At 35.7% G+C, this 20,325-nt stretch carries 18 protein-coding genes; 15 read left to right on the top strand and 3 right to left on the bottom strand.

What is annotated here, in order from left to right:
• Nucleotides 1-55: 55 nt before the first annotated feature.
• From pheT to ACSHWW_RS08400, 4 genes are all read left to right on the top strand, one after another.
• Nucleotides 56-2,479, top strand: coding sequence for a phenylalanine--tRNA ligase subunit beta (gene pheT / locus ACSHWW_RS08415; protein WP_435681997.1), 2,424 nt, complete (start codon nucleotides 56-58; stop codon nucleotides 2,477-2,479).
• A 125-nt stretch (nucleotides 2,480-2,604) separates the two neighbouring features.
• On the top strand, nucleotides 2,605-3,324 hold the full coding sequence (locus tag ACSHWW_RS08410; RefSeq protein WP_435681996.1) for a hypothetical protein: 720 nt from the start codon (nucleotides 2,605-2,607) through the stop codon (nucleotides 3,322-3,324).
• Between the two features lie 85 nt (nucleotides 3,325-3,409).
• On the top strand, nucleotides 3,410-3,601 hold the full coding sequence (locus ACSHWW_RS08405) for a hypothetical protein (RefSeq protein WP_435681995.1): 192 nt from the start codon (nucleotides 3,410-3,412) through the stop codon (nucleotides 3,599-3,601).
• A 232-nt stretch (nucleotides 3,602-3,833) separates the two neighbouring features.
• Nucleotides 3,834-4,445, top strand: a complete 612-nt coding sequence (locus tag ACSHWW_RS08400) for a hypothetical protein (protein WP_435681994.1) — start codon at nucleotides 3,834-3,836, stop codon at nucleotides 4,443-4,445.
• Nucleotides 4,446-4,538: 93 nt separating this feature from the next.
• On the opposite strand, the gene ACSHWW_RS08395 is transcribed toward ACSHWW_RS08400, so the two are convergent.
• Nucleotides 4,539-6,155: an ABC-F family ATP-binding cassette domain-containing protein gene (locus ACSHWW_RS08395; protein ID WP_435681993.1), complete on the bottom strand. Its 1,617-nt coding sequence runs from the start codon at nucleotides 6,153-6,155 to the stop codon at nucleotides 4,539-4,541.
• A gap of 139 nt (nucleotides 6,156-6,294) precedes the next feature.
• Here ACSHWW_RS08395 and ACSHWW_RS08390 point away from each other — a divergent pair, with 139 nt between their 5' ends.
• Nucleotides 6,295-7,746 carry a TlpA family protein disulfide reductase gene (locus ACSHWW_RS08390; RefSeq protein ID WP_435681992.1) on the top strand — a complete coding sequence of 484 codons (1,452 nt, stop codon included), beginning with the start codon at nucleotides 6,295-6,297 and terminating at the stop codon, nucleotides 7,744-7,746.
• A gap of 69 nt (nucleotides 7,747-7,815) precedes the next feature.
• Here ACSHWW_RS08390 and fsa read toward each other — a convergent pair whose 3' ends face one another.
• Entirely contained in the window at nucleotides 7,816-8,469 is a 654-nt protein-coding gene (gene fsa / locus ACSHWW_RS08385; protein WP_435681991.1) for a fructose-6-phosphate aldolase, read from the bottom strand.
• A gap of 126 nt (nucleotides 8,470-8,595) precedes the next feature.
• On the opposite strand from fsa, the gene ACSHWW_RS08380 reads away from it, so the two are divergent.
• The 6 genes from ACSHWW_RS08380 (at nucleotide 8,596) to ACSHWW_RS08355 (ending at nucleotide 15,853) form a co-directional block, all read left to right on the top strand.
• Nucleotides 8,596-9,405, top strand: a complete 810-nt coding sequence (locus ACSHWW_RS08380) for an SUMF1/EgtB/PvdO family nonheme iron enzyme (protein ID WP_435681990.1) — start codon at nucleotides 8,596-8,598, stop codon at nucleotides 9,403-9,405.
• 142 nt (nucleotides 9,406-9,547) lie between these two features.
• Complete coding sequence (locus ACSHWW_RS08375; protein WP_435681989.1) at nucleotides 9,548-10,192, top strand: DUF2490 domain-containing protein; 645 nt, start codon at nucleotides 9,548-9,550, stop codon at nucleotides 10,190-10,192.
• Nucleotides 10,193-10,227: 35 nt separating this feature from the next.
• Nucleotides 10,228-11,181: a calcium/sodium antiporter gene (locus ACSHWW_RS08370; protein WP_435681988.1), complete on the top strand. Its 954-nt coding sequence runs from the start codon at nucleotides 10,228-10,230 to the stop codon at nucleotides 11,179-11,181.
• A 115-nt stretch (nucleotides 11,182-11,296) separates the two neighbouring features.
• Entirely contained in the window at nucleotides 11,297-13,483 is a 2,187-nt protein-coding gene (locus tag ACSHWW_RS08365) for a glutamine synthetase III (RefSeq protein ID WP_435681987.1), read from the top strand.
• A 99-nt stretch (nucleotides 13,484-13,582) separates the two neighbouring features.
• Nucleotides 13,583-14,320: a hypothetical protein gene (locus tag ACSHWW_RS08360; RefSeq protein WP_435681986.1), complete on the top strand. Its 738-nt coding sequence runs from the start codon at nucleotides 13,583-13,585 to the stop codon at nucleotides 14,318-14,320.
• Between the two features lie 354 nt (nucleotides 14,321-14,674).
• Nucleotides 14,675-15,853, top strand: coding sequence for an AIR synthase related protein (locus ACSHWW_RS08355; protein WP_435681985.1), 1,179 nt, complete (start codon nucleotides 14,675-14,677; stop codon nucleotides 15,851-15,853).
• Between the two features lie 280 nt (nucleotides 15,854-16,133).
• Here ACSHWW_RS08355 and ACSHWW_RS08350 read toward each other — a convergent pair whose 3' ends face one another.
• Nucleotides 16,134-16,634: a peptide-methionine (S)-S-oxide reductase gene (locus tag ACSHWW_RS08350; protein WP_435681984.1), complete on the bottom strand. Its 501-nt coding sequence runs from the start codon at nucleotides 16,632-16,634 to the stop codon at nucleotides 16,134-16,136.
• Between the two features lie 63 nt (nucleotides 16,635-16,697).
• Here ACSHWW_RS08350 and prfA point away from each other — a divergent pair, with 63 nt between their 5' ends.
• From prfA to ACSHWW_RS08330, 4 genes are read left to right on the top strand one after another with little or no spacing between them, the layout of a single operon-like run.
• Complete coding sequence (gene prfA, locus ACSHWW_RS08345) at nucleotides 16,698-17,774, top strand: peptide chain release factor 1 (protein WP_435681983.1); 1,077 nt, start codon at nucleotides 16,698-16,700, stop codon at nucleotides 17,772-17,774.
• A gap of 47 nt (nucleotides 17,775-17,821) precedes the next feature.
• On the top strand, nucleotides 17,822-18,175 hold the full coding sequence (locus tag ACSHWW_RS08340; protein WP_435681982.1) for a four helix bundle protein: 354 nt from the start codon (nucleotides 17,822-17,824) through the stop codon (nucleotides 18,173-18,175).
• 40 nt (nucleotides 18,176-18,215) lie between these two features.
• Complete coding sequence (gene pyrF / locus ACSHWW_RS08335) at nucleotides 18,216-19,025, top strand: orotidine-5'-phosphate decarboxylase (protein WP_435681981.1); 810 nt, start codon at nucleotides 18,216-18,218, stop codon at nucleotides 19,023-19,025.
• A gap of 40 nt (nucleotides 19,026-19,065) precedes the next feature.
• Nucleotides 19,066-20,301 (top strand): hypothetical protein, encoded by a 1,236-nt coding sequence (locus ACSHWW_RS08330; protein ID WP_435681980.1) that lies wholly within the window; start codon nucleotides 19,066-19,068, stop codon nucleotides 20,299-20,301.
• Nucleotides 20,302-20,325 lie beyond the last annotated feature (24 nt).

Here is a 20,325-nt window from a genome sequence, read left to right as displayed (position 1 = left end):
CTTTCGCGAAAGCGGCATTAATACTATCTTTACCGCCTTAAAAAATCACTATTTTATGAAGGTTTCTTATAACTGGATACGCCAATTTATCACTGTTGCAGAATCAATTGAAGAGCACACTGCATTGCTCACATCACTAGGTCTGGAAGTAGAAGGAGTTGAGAAATTTGAAAGCGTAAAAGGTGGATTACAAGGAATTGTGGTAGGTCACGTTACAGAATGTGTGCAACATCCTAATGCAGATAAATTGAAGCTTACTAAAGTAAACATAGGCTCAGAAACGGTTCAAATCGTTTGTGGTGCGCCTAATGTTGCAGCTGGACAGAAAGTTCCCGTAGCAACTATAGGAACGACACTTTACACTGTGGATGGCGAAGCGTGGAAAATTAAAAAAGGTAAAATACGTGGTGAGGAAAGTTATGGGATGATATGTGCTGAGGATGAACTAGGCCTAGGAAAATCACATGACGGTATTATGGTACTCGATGATACTCTTGAACCTGGTACTGCACTTAGTGAAATATTAAAAATAGAAACAGATCACACTATTGAAATAGGTCTTACTCCTAACCGCTCAGACGCGATGTCGCATCTAGGTGTTGCTCGTGATTTACGTGCTGGACTAGCTATAGATGGTGATTTACTAGAATTCATAACTCCATCTGTAAGTACTTTTCATGTGGACAATCGCTCTCATAGAGTAGATATTGAAATAGAAAAACCAGAACTAGCACCACGATATTGTGGTGTAACGCTTACTGGTTTAACCATAAAGGATTCTCCTGACTGGATTCAAAATAGATTAAAAGCGATAGGAATTGCTCCTAAAAATAATGTAGTAGATGTTACTAATTATGTAATGCACGAGCTCGGGCAACCACTTCACGCATTTGATTTAAGCACTATCGCAGGAAATAAAATTGTAGTAAAAACACTGGAGTCTGGAACAAAGTTCACGACACTCGATGAAGTAGAGCACGAATTACATGAAGAGGATTTAATGATATGCGATGCTTCTAAACCGTTATGCATTGCTGGAGTTTATGGTGGCTTGAATAGTGGTGCGAAAGATGGAACGACTTCTATATTTTTAGAATCGGCTTATTTTAATCCAGTTAGCGTACGTAAAACAGCAAAACGTCACGGTTTTAATACAGATGCTTCTTTTAGATTTGAGCGTGGTATAGATCCTAATATTACTGAGTACGCTTTAAAACGAGCGGCTGTTCTTATTCTTGAAACTGCAGGTGGTGAGATAAGCAGTGATATTACTGATGTGTATTCACAGAAAATTGAAGATCAACAAGTTTTTCTTCCTTTTGCAAAAGTGAATTCTTTAATAGGTCAAGAAATTCCTAAAGAAGAAATTAAAAGCATCTTAAGAACACTAGACATTAATGTAAATAATGTGACTGAAACTGGATTAGGACTTACTATTCCAGCTTATAGAAATGATGTCACAAGACCAGCCGACGTTATTGAGGAAATACTACGTGTGTATGGTTATGACCGCATAGGAACTAGCGATAAATTAAATGCAAGTATTGCAAAAAGTTCTAGACTAGACAATCATAAACTTCAAGATCTTGTAGGACAGCAACTGGCTGGACAAGGCTTTTATGAGATGATGGCAAACAGCTTGACCTCTGACAAATATCATACACTTACAGAGCAAATCTCACCTAAAAATGAGGTGCGCATGCTCAATCCATTGAGTAGTGATTTATCTGTGATGCGACAGAGTTTGATTTATGGAGCACTAGAAGCGGTAGCTCATAACCTGAATCGTAGACAGGATAATTTGAGGTTATTTGAATTCGGTAGTTCATATCATCAATATCAAGAACGCCAGTTTACAGAGCAAAAACACTTGAGTTTAATCACCACCGGTGCTATACATGAACAAAGTTGGAATAACCCTTCTCGCACCGCAGACTTCTTCTACATAAAAGGAGCTGTGATTGCACTATTAAAAAGGTTAGGTATAGAGTCATTAAATGAAAAACCTACTAAAATGGATTTCCTTAGTGAAGGAATATCTCTAAATAGTGGCGTGAAAATCGCCGATTTAGGAGTGGTTAAAAAGAAGCTTTGCAAGTCATTTGATATTGAAACAACAGTTCATTATGCAAACATTTACTGGGATGAAGTTCTTAAACTGGTAAAAGAAGAACGCAAATCAGTTACTGCTATTCCTAAATTTCCTGCAGTAAAAAGAGACCTTGCATTATTAGTAAACGACACAACCAGTTTTAAAGAGCTGCATGACATTGCTTTACAAACTGAGAAAAAATTATTGAAAGAAGTGCAATTGTTTGATGTGTTTGAAGGAAAGAATCTTCCTAAAGGTAAAAAATCATATGCGTTAAGCTTTTTACTTCAAGATGAAGTTAAAACCCTAACTGACAAGCAAATAGATAAGTCCATGCAAAAAATACAACAACAACTAGAAAAACAAGCTGGCGTAGAATTACGTTAAAATTCTAGAGAAGTTGATAGCTTTTAAACTCCTTTACGACCTAGGTTGTGAAGGAGTTTTTATTTACTAAAACTTTCAGTTTTAAAATTCCTATTTATATTTAAATATCTAATCTTATAGAACATATGCTATCGCGCACAGATATTGAACAGCAACTTCAAAAAGCTAGAAATAAGAAATATCAAGAGGTTGATATCCTTGAACAAGTTTCTAAAATCCTTAAAGAAGATCAACTTAAGGAAGACGCGATTATGGCGCGCATGAAGAGCCCGCAAAAACCTACTCCTAGAAATCAGTTTAACCTAGACTTATTGGAAACAGATAAGATTTATCATGTGGATCAAATAAGAGATATATGTATAGATTACCGTTTACGGTTTTTAGACAGTAAATATTTTAAAAACGAAATTCCACAAGAAGCTCTTATTAAAATTAAAAGAATAGAAAAAGATCACGACATTACACTACAAGGTTATAAAATTATTGCGCCTTCTAAAATGTTCAAACTTGAAAACGCCGATGATCCACTTCTTTTTGCACCCATAGGAAATGGTTATTTCTACCTAATTCATAAATGGGGAAATGATTTGAGCTCACTTAGAAAGATTTGGGCATGGTCTTTTAAGAGTTTTGAAAACTTAATAGTTACTACTCTATTAGTAAGTCTGCTTGTAAGTGCTTTAGTACCAGGTGGTATCTTCTCCCCAGAAACAAGTGGAGTTCAGTTTATATTAATTTTCTTTTTTATGTTTAAGTCTATTGCGAGTATGGTATTGTATTACTCATTTGCAAAAGGAAAGAATTTTAACACGGCTATTTGGAACTCAAAATATTTTAATGCTTGATAATTCCCTAAATTTTCAACGATGAAACGCTTCTATTAACTATGTAGGAGCGTTTTTTTATTATCTTGCTTTCTCAAATAGAATTATGAGAAAAAGAAATCCAGTTTTAGGAGGAATCATTGCGGCAGTGATGATAGGATTTGGTTCCTGGAGATTATATGCACATTATATAGTAGGTGAAGAAATGCCTACTTGGAGATTAATATTGACGTTTGCCATTATCGCTTATGGATTAGTCGTTGCTTACAATGCTTTAGCTAAAAAAGATGCAGAATAAACCAGCACTTAAATTTTATTTAGGTTTGGTTTTTTTAGGATTAGGTTGCTGGAAACTATATGAAAAATACGTTTTGGGCAATGACATATCAACCCTTCAACTTATAGGTTCAATTTTCTTAGTCGCACTAGGCCTTTACAGAGCTTTTGAATATTATAAGCATAAAAATATTCAGCCTTAAAATATAAATCACGCTTAAAAACCGCTGATTACAATCCCATAAATTAATCACATGATTAGTAACCTCAGAATTAAAGTTCAACTCAAGTCAGAACTTCAAATGGCTATACTTGAGCTTAAAGATCACTTTCACGCAGATCAATTAGTCCCTATACTAGATCTGATGAATAATTACGATTTTGATCAATATAAAGAACAGCTTACCAAAGAAATACTTCATAATCTCAAAACTGTATGGACTAACCCAAAGAGTGGTGTCAACACCAATCAAAAACTAGACGCTATATTATTTGAACATTTCATCCCGCAAACTAAAGACACTGAAGCACTCGCCTATGGTATTATCAATTGGGATATCAAGGACATAGACGGCGTAGAGGTTGACTTAGGTTTTGAATACGGTTTTGCAGACGGTTTAGAACAAGCTGCTGGAATAACATTAAGTTACCTTAATCCATATGTAGAAAACGCTACTGCAATGGACTTAGACGAGTATCACCTAGCAGATTGTTTTAAAATGAAAGGACTCATTGCGGTTCACGAGGTACTTGCTGAACTTGAGGATAAAGGCCATCTTAAAGCTTTGTATCGCAATAAAGAATTTTGTTTTCTAGTAGGTGAACATAGCGCAGCCTGTCATTTAGTTTACTCGCTATCGCATTAATTGATAATAGAATGAATCAGTCTTAGGACTACATCTTATAAAAAAAGCCGTTTCTTAAATTAAGAAACGGCTTTTTTTTTCAGTGAATGAAGATTAAGAATACATCTTGTTTCTCAATTCCTTAATATCTTTATTATCCATATATTCTTCAAAAGTAGTATAACGATCGATGACACCATTAGGCGTTAATTCAATAACACGATTACCTACCGTTTGAGCAAATTCATGATCATGAGTGGTCAGTAAAACTGTTCCTTTAAAGTTCTTTAAACTGTTATTTAAAGCTTGAATAGATTCTAGGTCAAGGTGGTTAGTAGGCTCATCTACGATAAGAACGTTTGCTCTCTTCATCATCATGCGAGATAACATACAGCGCACTTTTTCTCCTCCAGAAAGTACTCGAGCACTTTTCAAGGCCTCTTCACCAGAGAATATCATCTTCCCTAAGAAACCACGCAAGTGTACTTCTTCACGTTCTTCTTCAGTCTGTGCGTACTGTCTTAACCAGTCCACTAAGTTCATATCCACATCAAAAAAGTGTGCATTATCAACTGGCAAATAACTTTGAACCGTAGTAATTCCCCACATATAAGAACCAGAGTCTGCTTTTATCTGATCGTTAATGATTTGATAAAATGCTGTCGTTGCACGACTATCTCTTGAAAAGACAACAACCTTATCACCTTTTGCAAGATTGATATTAACATCTTTAAATAATACATCTCCATCAGTAGAAGCAGCTAGTTTTTCTACATTTAAAATTTGATCACCAGCCTCGCGTTCTCTTTCAAAAATAATGGCTGGATAACGACGTGAAGAAGGCTTAATTTCCTCAATATTCAATTTATCAATCATCTTTTTACGAGAGGTCGCTTGCTTAGACTTTGCAACGTTTGCGCTAAATCGAGCGATAAATTCTTGAAGTTCTTTCTTCTTTTCTTCGGCCTTTTTATTTGCTTGCGCTTTTTGACGAGCAGCTAGCTGTGAAGACTCATACCAGAACGTGTAGTTACCACTGTACTGATTTACTTTACCGAAGTCAATATCTGCAATGTGCGTACACACGGCATCTAGAAAGTGACGGTCATGCGATACTACGATTACTGTGTTTTCATAATTTGCAAGGAAATGCTCTAACCACGAGATTGTTTCATAATCCAGGTCGTTAGTAGGCTCATCCATGATTAATACATCTGGATTACCAAAGAGTGCTTGAGTAAGCAATACTCGTACCTTCAACTTGTTATCCATATCACCCATTAATGTGTGGTGATACTCCTCGCCTATTCCTAAGTTAGAAAGTAATGACGCAGCAGCACTGTCTGCATTCCAGCCATCCATTTCTTCAAACTTAACTTGTAATTCTCCTATTTTCTCAGCGTTTTCATCTGTATAGTCTGCATACAGCGCGTCTATTTCAGTCTTTAATTTATAAAGTGGCTTATTTCCTTGAAGCACTGTATCGAGTACGGTCGTGTCATCATAAGCGTTATGATTTTGTTCAAGAACAGACATGCGCTTGCCTGACTCTAGAGTAACATGACCGCTAGTAGGTTCCATTTGACCGGTTAAAATCTTTAAAAAAGTAGATTTCCCTGCACCATTTGCACCTATAATTCCATAACAATTACTACCGCCAAACTTTGCGTGAACGTCATCAAAAAGAATGCGTTTACCGAATTGTACTGATAGATTAGAAACTGATAACATAATTTTGTCTTTGAGCGTGCAAAAGTACAGATATTATTACCTTTTTACCGCACTGATATTGTTGTTTTTAACAGCTCATTAACTCATATTATATTATATAAATGCTTCTTTTGTGATTAGTCTTAATGAGTCTCTTTAAATGATTGTAAATAGTTTGCTTTCGCGAAAGCGTAATTACCTTTATATCTACTGCTTTTTACCAGTGGTAGCGCTACTATTATTCTCATGTGAAGACCCTAAAAACGAAGAAACTTTCTTATCAGGTAAAATTATTAATCCACATAAAGACTATGTAGTGCTTAATGATTTTAATGGATTAAATGATACGATCCCACTTGCAGAAAATGGTTCTTTTTCAAAAACGTATAAAAATTTAGGAGCAGGATTATATACTTTTTCACATCCACATGAATATCAATCTATCTATTTATCGCCAGGTGATAGCGTTACATTGCGTTTAAATACCAAGGCATTTGATGAAACGATTGCATTCTCTGGTAATCGATCAAAGGAAAATAACTATTTAATAAATCTCTATATTGAGATTGAAAAAGAGGACCGCAAGTTTTTAAAGAACTATCAACTATCACATGTTGAATTTAAAAAAACTCTAGACAGTATTACTGGCGCTAGGTTATCTAATCTTGAAAAACTTTCAAAAGAACATCAATTTGATGAAGAGTTTGTATGCCACGCAAAGCAATACATAGAATTTTCTTCATGGGCAAAAATGGAACGATTTGCACTAGTTCATTATGGTAAAAACGACTTTTTAAGAAGTGATGAATTACCAGAAAATTTTTATTCCTACAGGAAAGAATTTAAAATTAATCAACAAGCCCTACTTAATAACATTGCTTACAGACCTTATGTGAACGCGTTGATTTCTAATCTTTCATTTAGTAATCTAGCAAAAGAGCTAGGTTCAGGTGCGCTTGTAAATCGCAGGAGTTTTAAATATCATGAGAAGCGACTTCACATTATAGATAGTCTTTTCTCAAAAGGAACCATTAAAGATATTTATGCGGCAAACGACACGCAACAATTTATAATGAATCGTAAAAATGCAAGTGAAATTAATGATTTAGTAGCTGTTTTCCTTAAAATGACTGATGACGTTGAGTTGAAAAAACGCATCACAACTATGGCTGCAACTTACATAAAGTTAGATCCAGGTAATGAAATGCCTAATATAGTAATTCAGAATACTGATAAAAAGAGCCTTCTACTATCAGATCGTGTAACAAAGTTAAGCGTCCTATACTTCTGGTCAGATGATGAACAGGAATATGCAATACGCGTTCATGATAAAATTAAAGATTTAAAGATTAAATATCCTGAGATTGATTTTATAAGCATTAACCTTGATAATTCAGACGAGGATAAGTGGGAAGAGGCTTATGGACGTTATGAATTTAATAAAGAGGCAGAATACCAGATTCTCAACACTTCTCCAGTGACTGCTCAACTTGCTTTACGTAATGATAATCGCAGTATGGTAATCGATAAAAATTTAACCATAATAGATCCTAGTATTAACTTGTTTCATTATCAAATTGAAACAACGTTATTGGGTTATATCAATAGGTAATTAAAACTTATGTTTAATAAAAAAGGCTCGCATTGCGAGCCTTTTTTATTATAACTAGAAGAGGAACGATTAGTTTCCTTTCTTATAATCTGCTAGGAATTTTGCAAGTCCTATATCAGTTAATGGGTGTTTCAACAATCCTTCTATAGAAGAAAGTGGTCCAGTCATCACGTCTGCACCTAGTTTTGCACAATCGATAACGTGCATAGTATGTCTTACAGACGCTGCAAGAATTTCAGTCTCAAAACCGTAGTTGTCATAAATCATTCTTATCTCAGCAATAAGGTTTAATCCGTCAGTACTTATATCATCTAGTCTACCTATGAATGGTGAAACATAAGTAGCTCCAGCTTTTGCAGCTAGTAATGCTTGTCCTGGACTGAAGACTAGAGTAACATTAGTCTTAATTCCTTTATCACTAAAGTATTTACAAGCTCTTACACCATCTTTAATCATAGGTAATTTTACCACGATTTGATCATTCATAGCTGCTAGTTCTTCACCTTCACGCACCATTCCTTCATAATCTGTAGAAATAACCTCAGCACTTACGTGGCCATCTACTAGTTCACAAATCTTCTTGTAGTGATTGATAATATTTGCGGCTCCAGTAATTCCTTCTTTGGCCATTAACGATGGGTTTGTAGTAACTCCATCTAGGATTCCCATAGATTGTGCCTCAGCAATTTGATCAAGGTTTGCGGTGTCAATAAAAAATTTCATAGATATGTTGTATTGTTAATATATATGTTGATGTATTTCAAGCACAAAGGTCGTTAATGTTAACAGGTAATTTGTATCCTTGTAAGATTAAGATATGAAATGTTTTTAACATCAAATTTTACAAAAATGAATTGGTCTAAAATGAAGAGCCTTTCCCTGTTTACCTTACTTATTGTATTTGCTGTAAGTTGTGGTCCTATAAACACAAAATCCAAAACCAATATTAAGGAAGAGATAGAAGACCCGTCAGTTCCACCTGGAACCGTTAAGCTCACAGATCATCTTTATATAGATCGTGTGCCGGTAACTAATCTTATGTATCAAGAGTTTCTGGATCATTTAGAAAAATACTGGTCAGATAAGAAGCATGAAAAAATGAAATCTTATGAGAAATATGGTTTAGATCCAGACACTGTGTTTGCTCCATATAATGGTAACATAAGATTATTAATGAGCGCTCATATCGATCCTAGATTATTTGTTCAGCCTAAACTGGACATGAATAATTACATGAGTCATCCCTATTACCAGTGGCATCCTGTAGTTCATGTTTCTCAAGAGCAAGCAGAACTGTTTTGTAAATGGCGTACTGATATGGTAAATGCGGTTTATGGGATACGCAGTAAAAATGCTAATCAACGTAAAAAATATCCTGCTCAAGTCATCTATCGTTTACCGTCAGAAAATGAAATGACGGCAGCTTATACCTTACTGGATAAAAAGCTTCAATTACTGACTTATCAAGATGAGATTTACAGCTACTACGGTGATTTTTATAAATTCAAGCGCATCCAAGATGAAAATCATATGGCAGTATTTGAAATGAAAGAACTCTCTAAAAATGGTGAATACTTCCCACTTAATAAGGCACTATCTTATTATGAAGCAGATGAGCTCAATACAGGTTTCCGCTGTATTTGTGAGGTGACTCCATAATTTATTACCCTTATAATTTGTTTTGAAAAAGCTTTCGCGAAAGCGTAATAAACATAAAAATTGAGTTACTGAATCTATAAATAAAAACAAGCTAAAGATGTTGAAGCATTTTTTCCTATTTCTTATTCTTTTAAGTACAACCATGAGTTATTCCCAAGTGGAAAGCTCAGAAACTGGTGCGTGGTACATGTACTTTTTTAATAAAAAATTTAAGGAATCAAATTTTGGAATACAAGGCGATTTTCAATATCGTGACTGGCAAGGACTAGGAGATTTAGAGCAATTATTATTAAGATCTGGAATCACTTATAGTCCAGATAATGTAAACGCAACTTTTACACTTGGGTATGGTAATATTACCTCTGGTGCCTTCGGTGATTCTAAGGCAACTTCTAGTGAAAGCCGCTTATATCAAGAAGCGCTGCTTCCTCAAAAACTAGGAGAACGTTTTTACATCACGCACCGCTTTAGATACGAGCAACGCTGGGTGGAGAATCAAGATTTCAGAACGAGATACCGTTATAATTTATTCTTGAATGTGCCTGTAAACCAGAAAACTCTAGGGAAAAACGCCATTTATGTAGCTTTATATAACGAGGTTTTCATTAACGGTCAGACAGATATAGGCGATGATAGAACGGTAGAAATCTTTGACCGTAATAGAACCTATTTAGGTGCTGGATATGCCATATCTGATAAGTTACGAGCACAAATAGGCTGGATGAACCAAAAAACTAATTCTTGGGGTAAAGGTCAGCTACAGTTTAGTTTACATCATACTTTATAGACTTATTTTTGCGGTCTTAAAAAGCAAATAGTTATATGAGCATTTTCTATTTAATCATAGGTTTAGTCTTACTCGTCATAGGTGGAGAGTTTTTAGTACGATCATCTGTAGGTTTATCTCTTAAGTTGAAACTTTCTAGAATGATTATCGGTTTGACTGTGGTATCATTTGCTACGAGTGCTCCAGAGCTTATCGTTAGTATTCAATCTGCAATGGACGGGTTTTCTGGACTGGCGCTAGGAAATGTGATAGGTTCTAACATTGCAAACATTGCTCTAGTTTTAGGAGCGACGGCACTTATTGCACCGCTTGCTATAGATAAAGACTTTTTCAAATTCAACTGGCCATGGATGATGGCGTTTAGTATCCTATTATATGTATTACTATTATCAGACAATAATCTTGTGCAATGGGAAGGCGCTGTATTGCTAGGTAGTATTATTATATTCCTAGTTCTATTAATAAGGAGAGCTCGTAAAAATCCTGAAGCTGCTGGAGTAGATGAAGATCTTCAAGAAGCTAAATGGTGGAAAATCATCATGTTTTTAATTCTAGGTGGAGCAGCCTTATGGAAAGGAAGTGAATGGCTGGTAGAAGGCGCTGTTGAAATCGCAGCAAGTCTAGGAATTCCTGAAAGTATTATTGCTGTCTCTATGGTTGCTATAGGAACTTCAGTACCTGAACTTGCGGCATCTATAATAGCAGCATTGAAGAAAGAAAAAGCAATTTCTTTAGGAAACTTAATAGGTTCAAACATCTTCAATATAGGATCTGTACTGGGAATCACAGCTATCATTCAACCTATTCAAATTGAAGAAAAAGGAATGGGATTATTAAACAATGACATTTTCTGGATGCTGGGAATTGCATTTGCACTTCTTCCACTCGCCTTTTTACCTAAGGCTTATAACATTTCTAGATATAAAGGTGTCCTTTACTTAATTTCCTATGTGCTATTTCTTTATTTAGCCTTTGCAACCCTACTATAATTAGGGTTATTCACATTATTTAACCTTTTGTTGATATTGTACCCCTAAAATTTTAGGGGTAGATTAATAATATGTGTTATTTTTGTATCGTATTTTATTAAAATAACAACATACCATGTCTACATTAAGATTTAATGCCTTAAAAGAAACACTCAACCGTAAGACCGTTGAAGTGAATGAACCAGCACGTCGCAGCGAGATTTTTGGAAAAAACGTTTTCAACAAACAATCTATGCGCCAGCACTTAACTAAGCAAGCTTATAAAAGTGTGATAGACGCTATGGAAAACGGTACTAAAATAAGCCGTGAAATAGCTGACCATATCTCAACAGGAATGAAAGAATGGTCTATCCAGCATGGAGCGACTCATTACACACACTGGTTCCAACCACTTACTGGTGCAACTGCAGAGAAGCACGATGCTTTTTTTGAACTAGAAATGGATGGTGAAGTAATCGAGAAATTTGGTGGTGGACAGTTAGTTCAACAAGAGCCAGATGCCTCTTCTTTTCCTAATGGTGGAGTAAGAAACACTTTTGAAGCTCGTGGATATACTGCTTGGGATCCTACATCTCCAGCATTTATCATGGGAACTACTTTATGTATTCCTACTGTATTTATTGCTTACACAGGAGAAGCATTAGATTATAAAACACCGCTTTTAAGATCATTACAAGTTATCGATCAAGCAGCGACTGATGTTTGTAAATACTTCGATAAAAACGTTACTAAAACAATCGCAACATTAGGTTGGGAACAAGAATACTTCTTAATAGACAGCGCTCTTGCAGATTCTCGTCCAGACATTCAACTGGCAGGACGTACTTTATTAGGTCACTCGTCTGCCAAAGGACAACAACTAGATGATCACTACTTCGGTTCTATTCCATCACGTGTATTAAATTACATGCGTGACATGGAAACTGAATGTATGCTCGTAGGTATTCCAGTAAAAACACGTCACAATGAGGTGGCACCTAACCAGTTTGAGCTGGCTCCTATTTTTGAAGAAGCTAACCTAGCCGTAGATCACAACTCCTTATTAATGGACGTGATGAGAAAAGTAGCTCTACGTCACAACTTTAAAGTATTATTCCACGAGAAGCCATTTGCAGGAGTAAATGGCTCTGGAAAACACAATAACTGGTCACTAGCGACTGACACTGGTGTAAACTTATTATCTCCAGGTAGCACACCTATGAAGAACCTACAGTTCTTAACGTTCTTCATTAACACGATTAAAGCGGTTCACGATCACGAAGAATTGATCAGAGCAACTATCGCAAGTGCATCAAACGATCACAGACTAGGAGCAAATGAAGCGCCTCCAGCAATTATTTCTGTATTCATAGGGTCACAATTAACTGCAGTACTTGATGAATTAGAAAAAGTAACTGACGGTAAACTTTCTCCAGAAGAAAAAACAGATCTTAAATTAAATGTAGTAGGTAAGATTCCAGAATTAATTCTAGATAACACAGACCGTAACCGTACTTCTCCGTTTGCCTTTACCGGTAATAAATTTGAATTACGCGCCGTAGGTTCTACTGCAAACTGTGCAAACCCTATGACTGTTCTTAACGCGATTGTTGCACAACAATTGATCGAGTTTAAAGAAGAAGTAGATGCATTAATTAAGGACAAAAAACTTAAGAAAGACGAGGCAATCTTTAACGTACTACGTGAGTACATTAAGAAGTCTAAGAAAATACGTTTTGAAGGTGATGGATATGGTGACGCATGGGAAAAAGAAGCAAAAAAACGTGGTCTAAGTAATAATAAAACTACTCCAGGTGCACTTAAAGCAAAGGTTTCTAAGCAAACGATCAAGCTTTTTGAAGACTTGAAGATCATGAGCAAGGTAGAAACTGAATTGCGTTATGAGATTGAAGTAGAAGAATATGCACTACGCATCCAGATTGAAAGCCGTATCCTAGGTGATATCGCTCGTAATCACGTGATTCCTACCGCTGTAAATTATCAAAACAGATTGATTGAAAACGTAGTGGGACTTAAAGAAATCTACGGTAAAGATTTCAAGAAAGTTGCAAAAGAGCAAATGATTCTTATTGAAGAAATCTCTGAACACATGGAGAAAATCAACAAAGGAATTACGGAGATGACTGAGGCGCGTAAAAAAGCAAACAATGCTAAAAATGCCGAAGCTACCGCGGATCAATACTGCGAAAAAGTAAAACCTTACTTTGACGAGATCCGTTACCACTGTGATAAGCTAGAATTACTAGTTGATGATGAAATGTGGCCACTTACTAAGTACCGCGAGTTATTATTTACTCGATAATCTCATTAGATTATATTTCATTTAAAAAGCCTCTAATTTTATGATTAGAGGCTTTTCTTATATTTACGCTTGCGCGAAAGCGTGTTTTAATAAATCCTTATGAATATAAATTCATTCTTATTACTTTTCTCTTTTCTAGCTTTTAATACTATTCAAGCTCAAGAAAACGACTCCATAGTTTACCATTTTGACACGATTATAGAATATGATGAATATCGTGAAAAAGATAAAAAAACTTACAAACGATATTATTTGATTAATTCTAAGGACTCTGTTAAAACGCGAAGGGTTGAACTATATAAAGAAAACAATTTTTACGTGATGTGGTTTTCTCGTTTTGGCTTTAATGTAAAAACGAAGTTTTTAACAGACTCGGTGCATCATGCAGAACGTTTTGTAGTTAAAAAGGAAATGAATCTAATGATTGATTCTCCACTTTACACGTCAAAGAAATCAAAGAATAAATACAGTAAAGTCTTTACTCATAAAAATCAGTTTAAATTTAATTCTCAAGATTCAACTAGTAAATTAAAATCTAAGATATTTATGAAAGGTAAATTTTATAGTAAAACTATTGAAGAATTTGATCATACTTTTTCAAACTATCATATTTCATTTTTCACAAGTAGCTTTCCAGTAATCATATCTGAGGATTCAAGAGCAGAAACTGGAGTTTTAACGTATTCTGAACACCAAGATTGGAATGTAAACTCAAAAATTAAATTAAAATTTCTATCCTTAAAGAAGCAAAACATCTCTATCATAATCGATAAAAATGCAAGAAGCTACCCTATTGAATGGAAACCAAAGGAAGCACCTTCTGAAAAAACACCTTAAATACATATTTCTAGTTACTACAATACTATTAAGTATTCCACTTATTACTATGCAGTTTACCAGCGAAGTGCAATGGAGCCTTTTTGATTTTATGGTTTCTGGAGTCCTATTATTCATCTTTGGCTTGGGAATCTCGGCGCTTATTAAATTTGTTAAGGATAAAAAACGCTTAGTGTTATACCTCATAGCTTTCTTACTCGTTTTTATACTGTTATGGATAGAGCTAGCGGTTGGTATATTTAATTCACCTTTAGCGGGAAGTTGATTCAAAATTCTTAACAACCTCTTCATACTTTCTACTTAAAACTTAATACTTTGTACTTAATACTTTGTACTTAATATTAAATTTGCAACATGAGCCAAGACATTTCCAAAAGATATGCGCAGCGTGGTGTAAGCGCTGGCAAAGAAGACGTACATAACGCCATAAAAAACGTAGATAAAGGATTGTTTCCACAAGCCTTTTGTAAAATCGTTCCCGATTCACTTACCGGATCACAAGACCACTGCCTCATCATGCATGCTGATGGTGCTGGAACTAAATCCAGTCTAGCTTATATGTACTGGAAAGAAACAGGTGACATCTCTGTCTGGAAAGGAATTGCTCAAGACGCACTTATCATGAACGTAGATGACCTGCTCTGTGTAGGTGCGACCGATAATATTTTACTTTCCAGCACCATAGGAAGAAATAAAAATTTAATTACTGGCGAAGTGATTAGTGCCATCATCAACGGTACTGAAGAACTCATCGCAGACCTTAAAAAACATGGTGTAGAAATCATCTCAACCGGTGGTGAAACTGCAGACGTAGGTGATCTCGTGAGAACCATCATTGTAGATTCTACCGTTACTGCTCGTATGAAACGTAGTGATGTGGTCGATAATGCAAACATAAAAGCTGGCGATGTCATCGTAGGACTTTCTAGTTCTGGTCAAGCTACTTATGAAACAGAATATAATGGCGGCATGGGATCAAACGGACTCACCAGCGCACGCCACGATGTTTTTAATAAAACGCTAGCACAGAAATATCCTGAGAGTTATGACGCCGCCGTTCCAGCAGATTTAGTGTATTCTGGATCACAAAATTTGACAAATCCTGTGGAAGGTAGTCCGCTGGATGCTGGTAAACTGGTCCTATCTCCTACTCGTACTTATGCACCTATTATTAAAAAGATTTTAAGCGATGTAAATCGTGAGCATCTTCATGGTATGGTACACTGTTCTGGTGGAGCACAGACTAAGATTTTACACTTTGTAAAAGACTTACATATCATCAAGGATAATATGTTTGAATTGCCACCACTGTTCCAAATGATACAAGAAGAATCTGGTACCGACTGGAAAGAAATGTATCAAGTCTTCAATATGGGTCACCGCATGGAACTCTATGTAAATGAATCCATTGCACAGCAAATTATTGATATCTCAAAGTCCTTTAATGTAGATGCTCAAATCATAGGCCGCGTAGAAGCAGCAGACCCTAAGAAACTGACGATTGATAGTGAGTTTGGGGTTTTTGAGTATTAGGAATTTTAAACTCAAGTAAAAAGCTTTCCCCTTTTGTAAAGGGGAAAATTTTGGCCGTGTACGGTCCAAAATAAGGGGTTTCATAAACAGATGATTTCAAAAATAACTTCGGTGTTTCAAACCCTTTTGATATTCAGCAATCTGAACTATCTGTTTTCCCTTCGTCTGAAGGGAAAGGCTTTTGAAAAATTCTAAGTTTGTCGGCAAAATACTTTATAAATTGAAACATTATCCGTGAGTTCAACCTTTCCGATCTCGGCTTAGCCGAGACCACCTTTCCTCATCTGAGGAAAGGAGCTTTTAAATCTTGTTTCAGCATCTCCTCCACAACCTTCAACTTAGGCTCAATATATCGTTGACAAAACGGTGCGTCGGGTCTCGTTTTATAATAATTTTGGATGGACTCGCGAGATGGTTTGAATTCTACAAATGGTAAAATGGCGGTGATGTATTTTTTGTTACGCTTTCGCGAAAGCGTATTTAAAACAAGCTCTATCATTAACTTATCACTTGCTGTGTAATAATAAATCGCACTGCGGTAATCATCTCTCCTACTGTGGAGTTGTGTAGATGCATGGGTTTCTAAATGAATGTCAAGTAGCTTTTCTAAATCGATAAATCGGTTATAATGTACTATGACTGCTTCACTCATGGAATCGTGTGGTGCAACGCTAGAAATATAACCTTGCTCGACTTTTTCAACACCTGGAACGACTTGAAAAACAGCCTCGGTACACCAGTGACAGCCGCCACCTAATCCTATTTTAAAAATCGTTTTCATCGCCATGAATATAGCTAAAAAATTGAGCCAAATTCCGTATTTTCGCAGGACTTGATATAGACCATGATAGATAAATTAAATATAGTAAAGAATCGTTTTGACGAGGTAAATGACCTTATTATCCAGCCAGATATTATCTCTGACCAGAAGCGATACGTTCAACTTACTAAAGAATATAAAGACCTTAAAGCGTTAATGGATATACGTGAAACGTATATGGAACTTACTGCAAATCTTGAGGAAGCACAAGAAATCCTAGCTGACGGTAGTGATGCTGATATGGTAGAAATGGCTCAAATGCAACTAGACGAAGCTAAAGAAGCCATTCCTAAACTGGAAGAAGAAATACGCATGATGCTGGTTCCTAAAGATCCTGAAGATGCAAAGAATGCCGTGATGGAAATACGTGCTGGAGCTGGTGGTGATGAGGCGAGTATTTTTGCCGGTGATTTATTCCGCATGTATGAAAAATACTGTTCTTCAAAAGGTTGGTCAACTAGTATTGTGGATACCAGTCACGGAACTAGTGGTGGTTTTAAAGAAATTATTCTAGAAGTTAATGGTGAAGACGTTTATGGAACACTCAAGTATGAAGCTGGAGTGCACCGTGTACAACGTGTCCCACAAACTGAGACTCAAGGTCGTGTACATACTAGTGCGGCGACGGTAATGGTGCTGCCAGAAGCTGAGGAATTTGACGTAGAACTGGACATGACTGAGGTACGTATAGAACGTACTACTTCAACAGGTCCTGGTGGACAATCTGTAAACACAACGTATAGTGCGATTAAACTACACCACGAGCCTACGGGAATGATCGTAAGTTGTCAAGATCAAAAATCATCTCATAAAAACCTTGAAAAAGCCTTAAAGGTTTTACGTTCTCGTTTATATGAAATCGAGCTTGCTAAGAAAATGGAAGCTGACTCTGAAAAGCGTAAAAGCATGGTGAGTTCTGGTGACCGTAGTGCAAAGATCAGAACTTATAACTACTCTCAAGGACGTGTGACTGATCACCGTATCAACCTAACATTATATGACCTAGATAATATCATCAATGGTGATATCCAAAAAATCATAGACGAACTTCAACTGGTAGATAATACAGAAAAGTTGAAAATGACGGATGAAGGATTATAGGTTGTTGGGTAGTTAGGTTTTTGGGTCGTTAGGTAAACTTTTTAATAATGAGAAATTATAAAGAATTGAGAATTTGGTCGGATAGTATGGAACTTGTTACCGCTATTTACAAATTCACAGCTCTTTTACCAGATTCAGAAAAATTTGGTTTAATTTCTCAAATTAACAGAGCTGCAGTGAGCGTTCCAGCAAATATTGCTGAAGGATGTGCAAAAGACTCGAACGCAGACTTTCTTAGATTCCTGAGAATAAGTCAAGGTTCATTATTTGAACTCGATACTTTAATTCAAATCACCAAAAATATTGCGCTTACAGAATTATCCCCTGAAGATATTTCAATAAAGATTAATGCTTTGCAAAAAAGCATAGGTTCAATGATAAGCTATAATAAAAACAAATAGGTGTTAATAACACCTAGCAACCCAATAACCCAGCAACCCAATGACCTTAACTAACCTCACTTCTCAAATCAACAAAAAAAAATCCTTCCTATGCGTAGGTCTCGATGTTGATCTTGAAAAAATACCAGCTCATTTATTGCAGGAAGAAGATCCTATTTTTGCTTTTGCTAAAGCGATTATAGATGCAACTCATGATCTTTGTGTGGCTTACAAACCTAATACCGCTTTCTTTGAAGCTTATGGAGTTAAAGGTTGGATGGCATTGGAAAAAACGATTCAATATCTCAACAAAAATTATCCTGATCACTTCACTATAGCAGATGCTAAGCGTGGTGACATAGGAAACACTTCTACTCGTTATGCCAAGGCGTTTTTTGAAGACTTGAACTTTGACAGTGTGACCATTGCACCTTATATGGGTAAAGATTCGGTAGAGCCGTTTCTAGCGTTTGAAAATAAGTTTGCTATACTATTAGCGCTCACCTCAAACGCCGGTAGTGCCAATTTCCAAACCAAATCTGTTGACGGAAAACCACTCTACCAAGAGGTTTTAAAAACCGCTTCTCAATATAAGAACAGCAACCGATTGATGTATGTAGTAGGTGCCACAAAAGCTGAGTACTTAAGTGACATCAGAACAATTGTACCAGATGCTTTTCTACTTGTGCCTGGAGTAGGTGCTCAAGGTGGTTCTCTCAAAGACGTCGTGAAATATGGAAAGAATGACCAAGTAGGTCTATTAATAAACTCCTCTCGAGGAATCATCTACGCATCACAAGGAACTGATTTTGCTGATGCTGCAAGAGCTAAAGCTATGGAATTACAGCAGGAAATGGCAGATTTGCTGTAAAGCATACAAATTCCTACATTTGAACATAAAACTTACAAATATGTTCAGATTAAGCCTTATTACTTTTTTATTAATTACTAGTTTCGCTAGTTCTCAAACATTGATGACCAACGAAGAAGCAGCTGTTCTAGCCAAGCAATATGGCTATCAAACAGTTAATTACGAATTAAAAAGTCAATATAATGGCCTCAATAAAACCGAAGCTACCATAATTGATAAATTAAAAAATAAAGGTATAATCACGTACCAAGTTGTAAACCCTACAGGTCCTCAAATAAAAGTAGATATCACCGCTACAGGTAAGAAATACATTGCTGGTTTTAAAGAAGAAAATGGTGTAGGTTATATCTATATGGCTGTAGCGCTGGTTGAGACTGATAAAGTAAATGAAGTGAGATTACACCAAACTAAAAACAACGCTCAAGTTATTGATTATCAACTGAAGGTTTTAGATGTTTCTCCAGTTGGAGAATCTCTCGGGACGTTTAAGCGTTTTCAAACATTTTCTCATAAAGTAGATTATGAACCAACCTCAAACGGGTGGCAAAAAGCTATATCTGACGAAAACGACTTAAGAATAACGAGTAACAATTTAAGTCAATATGGAAAAACTGCTGTTTACTCCTATCAAAACTATCTAAAAAATCAAGAATTTTTAACTGACTTACCTAACATCATACAAGGTAAATGGGATCGATCCACAAGTAAAGAGAAAAAACGAGAACATTACATTTTCAATGCTGACGGTAGCTTTGAACATTACGTTGCAAAAAAAGATAAGACTACAAAGGGTAAATATAAATTTGGTACAAGACTAGTATCGTCTCGATCTCTAATTTTAATTCCTAGAGAAGGTAGAGATAAAACTGTATCAATAGGTAGATCGGGAAACAACATTACTATAAATAGAACTGTTTTCATAAAAGAAGGTAGTGGAATAACTAGAGGCAGCGCGGCAGTTTCCAATGAAAATGCAAATGCTGAGAGAAAAGCTAATATGTTAAATCGGAAGAAAAAACTATATACCACTTATATGACTGGTTTCTGGAAATCTTCAAATGGTAAAGTGACCATGGATTTTTTAGAAGATAATAAATTAACATTTAAAGAAAAAAAGAACGAATATAGTAATGCAACATTTGAGTATATTATCGAGGAAGGTGAATTATTTTTAATCATACTTGATCAGGATCTTAATGAAGTTTATAAGAAAAAAGCCAGTGTTATAAGAGGAGAATCGATGAGGTTAGGTTCTACTACATTTAATAAATTATAAAGTCTATAATCAAGTAAAATTAAA

Source organism: Nonlabens sp. (assembly GCF_051251825.1).
Taxonomy (GTDB): Bacteria; Bacteroidota; Bacteroidia; order Flavobacteriales; family Flavobacteriaceae; genus Nonlabens.
The sequence above is the reverse complement of the archived record's forward strand: the minus strand, read 5'-3'. Positions and strand labels throughout refer to the sequence as shown.

Excerpts from the sequence above, each read along its gene's own strand:
- pheT (WP_435681997.1), top strand. The coding sequence starts at position 56 with ATGAAGGTTTCTTATAACTGGATACGCCAATTTATCACTGTTGCAGAA.
- ACSHWW_RS08410 (WP_435681996.1), top strand. The coding sequence starts at position 2,605 with ATGCTATCGCGCACAGATATTGAACAGCAACTTCAAAAAGCTAGAAAT.
- ACSHWW_RS08405 (WP_435681995.1), top strand. The coding sequence starts at position 3,410 with ATGAGAAAAAGAAATCCAGTTTTAGGAGGAATCATTGCGGCAGTGATG.
- ACSHWW_RS08400 (WP_435681994.1), top strand. The coding sequence starts at position 3,834 with ATGATTAGTAACCTCAGAATTAAAGTTCAACTCAAGTCAGAACTTCAA.
- ACSHWW_RS08395 (WP_435681993.1), bottom strand. The coding sequence starts at position 6,155 with ATGTTATCAGTTTCTAATCTATCAGTACAATTCGGTAAACGCATTCTT.
- ACSHWW_RS08390 (WP_435681992.1), top strand. The coding sequence starts at position 6,295 with ATGATTGTAAATAGTTTGCTTTCGCGAAAGCGTAATTACCTTTATATC.
- fsa (WP_435681991.1), bottom strand. The coding sequence starts at position 8,469 with ATGAAATTTTTTATTGACACCGCAAACCTTGATCAAATTGCTGAGGCA.
- ACSHWW_RS08380 (WP_435681990.1), top strand. The coding sequence starts at position 8,596 with ATGAATTGGTCTAAAATGAAGAGCCTTTCCCTGTTTACCTTACTTATT.
- ACSHWW_RS08375 (WP_435681989.1), top strand. The coding sequence starts at position 9,548 with ATGAGTTATTCCCAAGTGGAAAGCTCAGAAACTGGTGCGTGGTACATG.
- ACSHWW_RS08370 (WP_435681988.1), top strand. The coding sequence starts at position 10,228 with ATGAGCATTTTCTATTTAATCATAGGTTTAGTCTTACTCGTCATAGGT.
- ACSHWW_RS08365 (WP_435681987.1), top strand. The coding sequence starts at position 11,297 with ATGTCTACATTAAGATTTAATGCCTTAAAAGAAACACTCAACCGTAAG.
- ACSHWW_RS08360 (WP_435681986.1), top strand. The coding sequence starts at position 13,583 with ATGAATATAAATTCATTCTTATTACTTTTCTCTTTTCTAGCTTTTAAT.
- ACSHWW_RS08355 (WP_435681985.1), top strand. The coding sequence starts at position 14,675 with ATGAGCCAAGACATTTCCAAAAGATATGCGCAGCGTGGTGTAAGCGCT.
- ACSHWW_RS08350 (WP_435681984.1), bottom strand. The coding sequence starts at position 16,634 with ATGAAAACGATTTTTAAAATAGGATTAGGTGGCGGCTGTCACTGGTGT.
- prfA (WP_435681983.1), top strand. The coding sequence starts at position 16,698 with ATGATAGATAAATTAAATATAGTAAAGAATCGTTTTGACGAGGTAAAT.
- ACSHWW_RS08340 (WP_435681982.1), top strand. The coding sequence starts at position 17,822 with ATGAGAAATTATAAAGAATTGAGAATTTGGTCGGATAGTATGGAACTT.
- pyrF (WP_435681981.1), top strand. The coding sequence starts at position 18,216 with ATGACCTTAACTAACCTCACTTCTCAAATCAACAAAAAAAAATCCTTC.
- ACSHWW_RS08330 (WP_435681980.1), top strand. The coding sequence starts at position 19,066 with ATGTTCAGATTAAGCCTTATTACTTTTTTATTAATTACTAGTTTCGCT.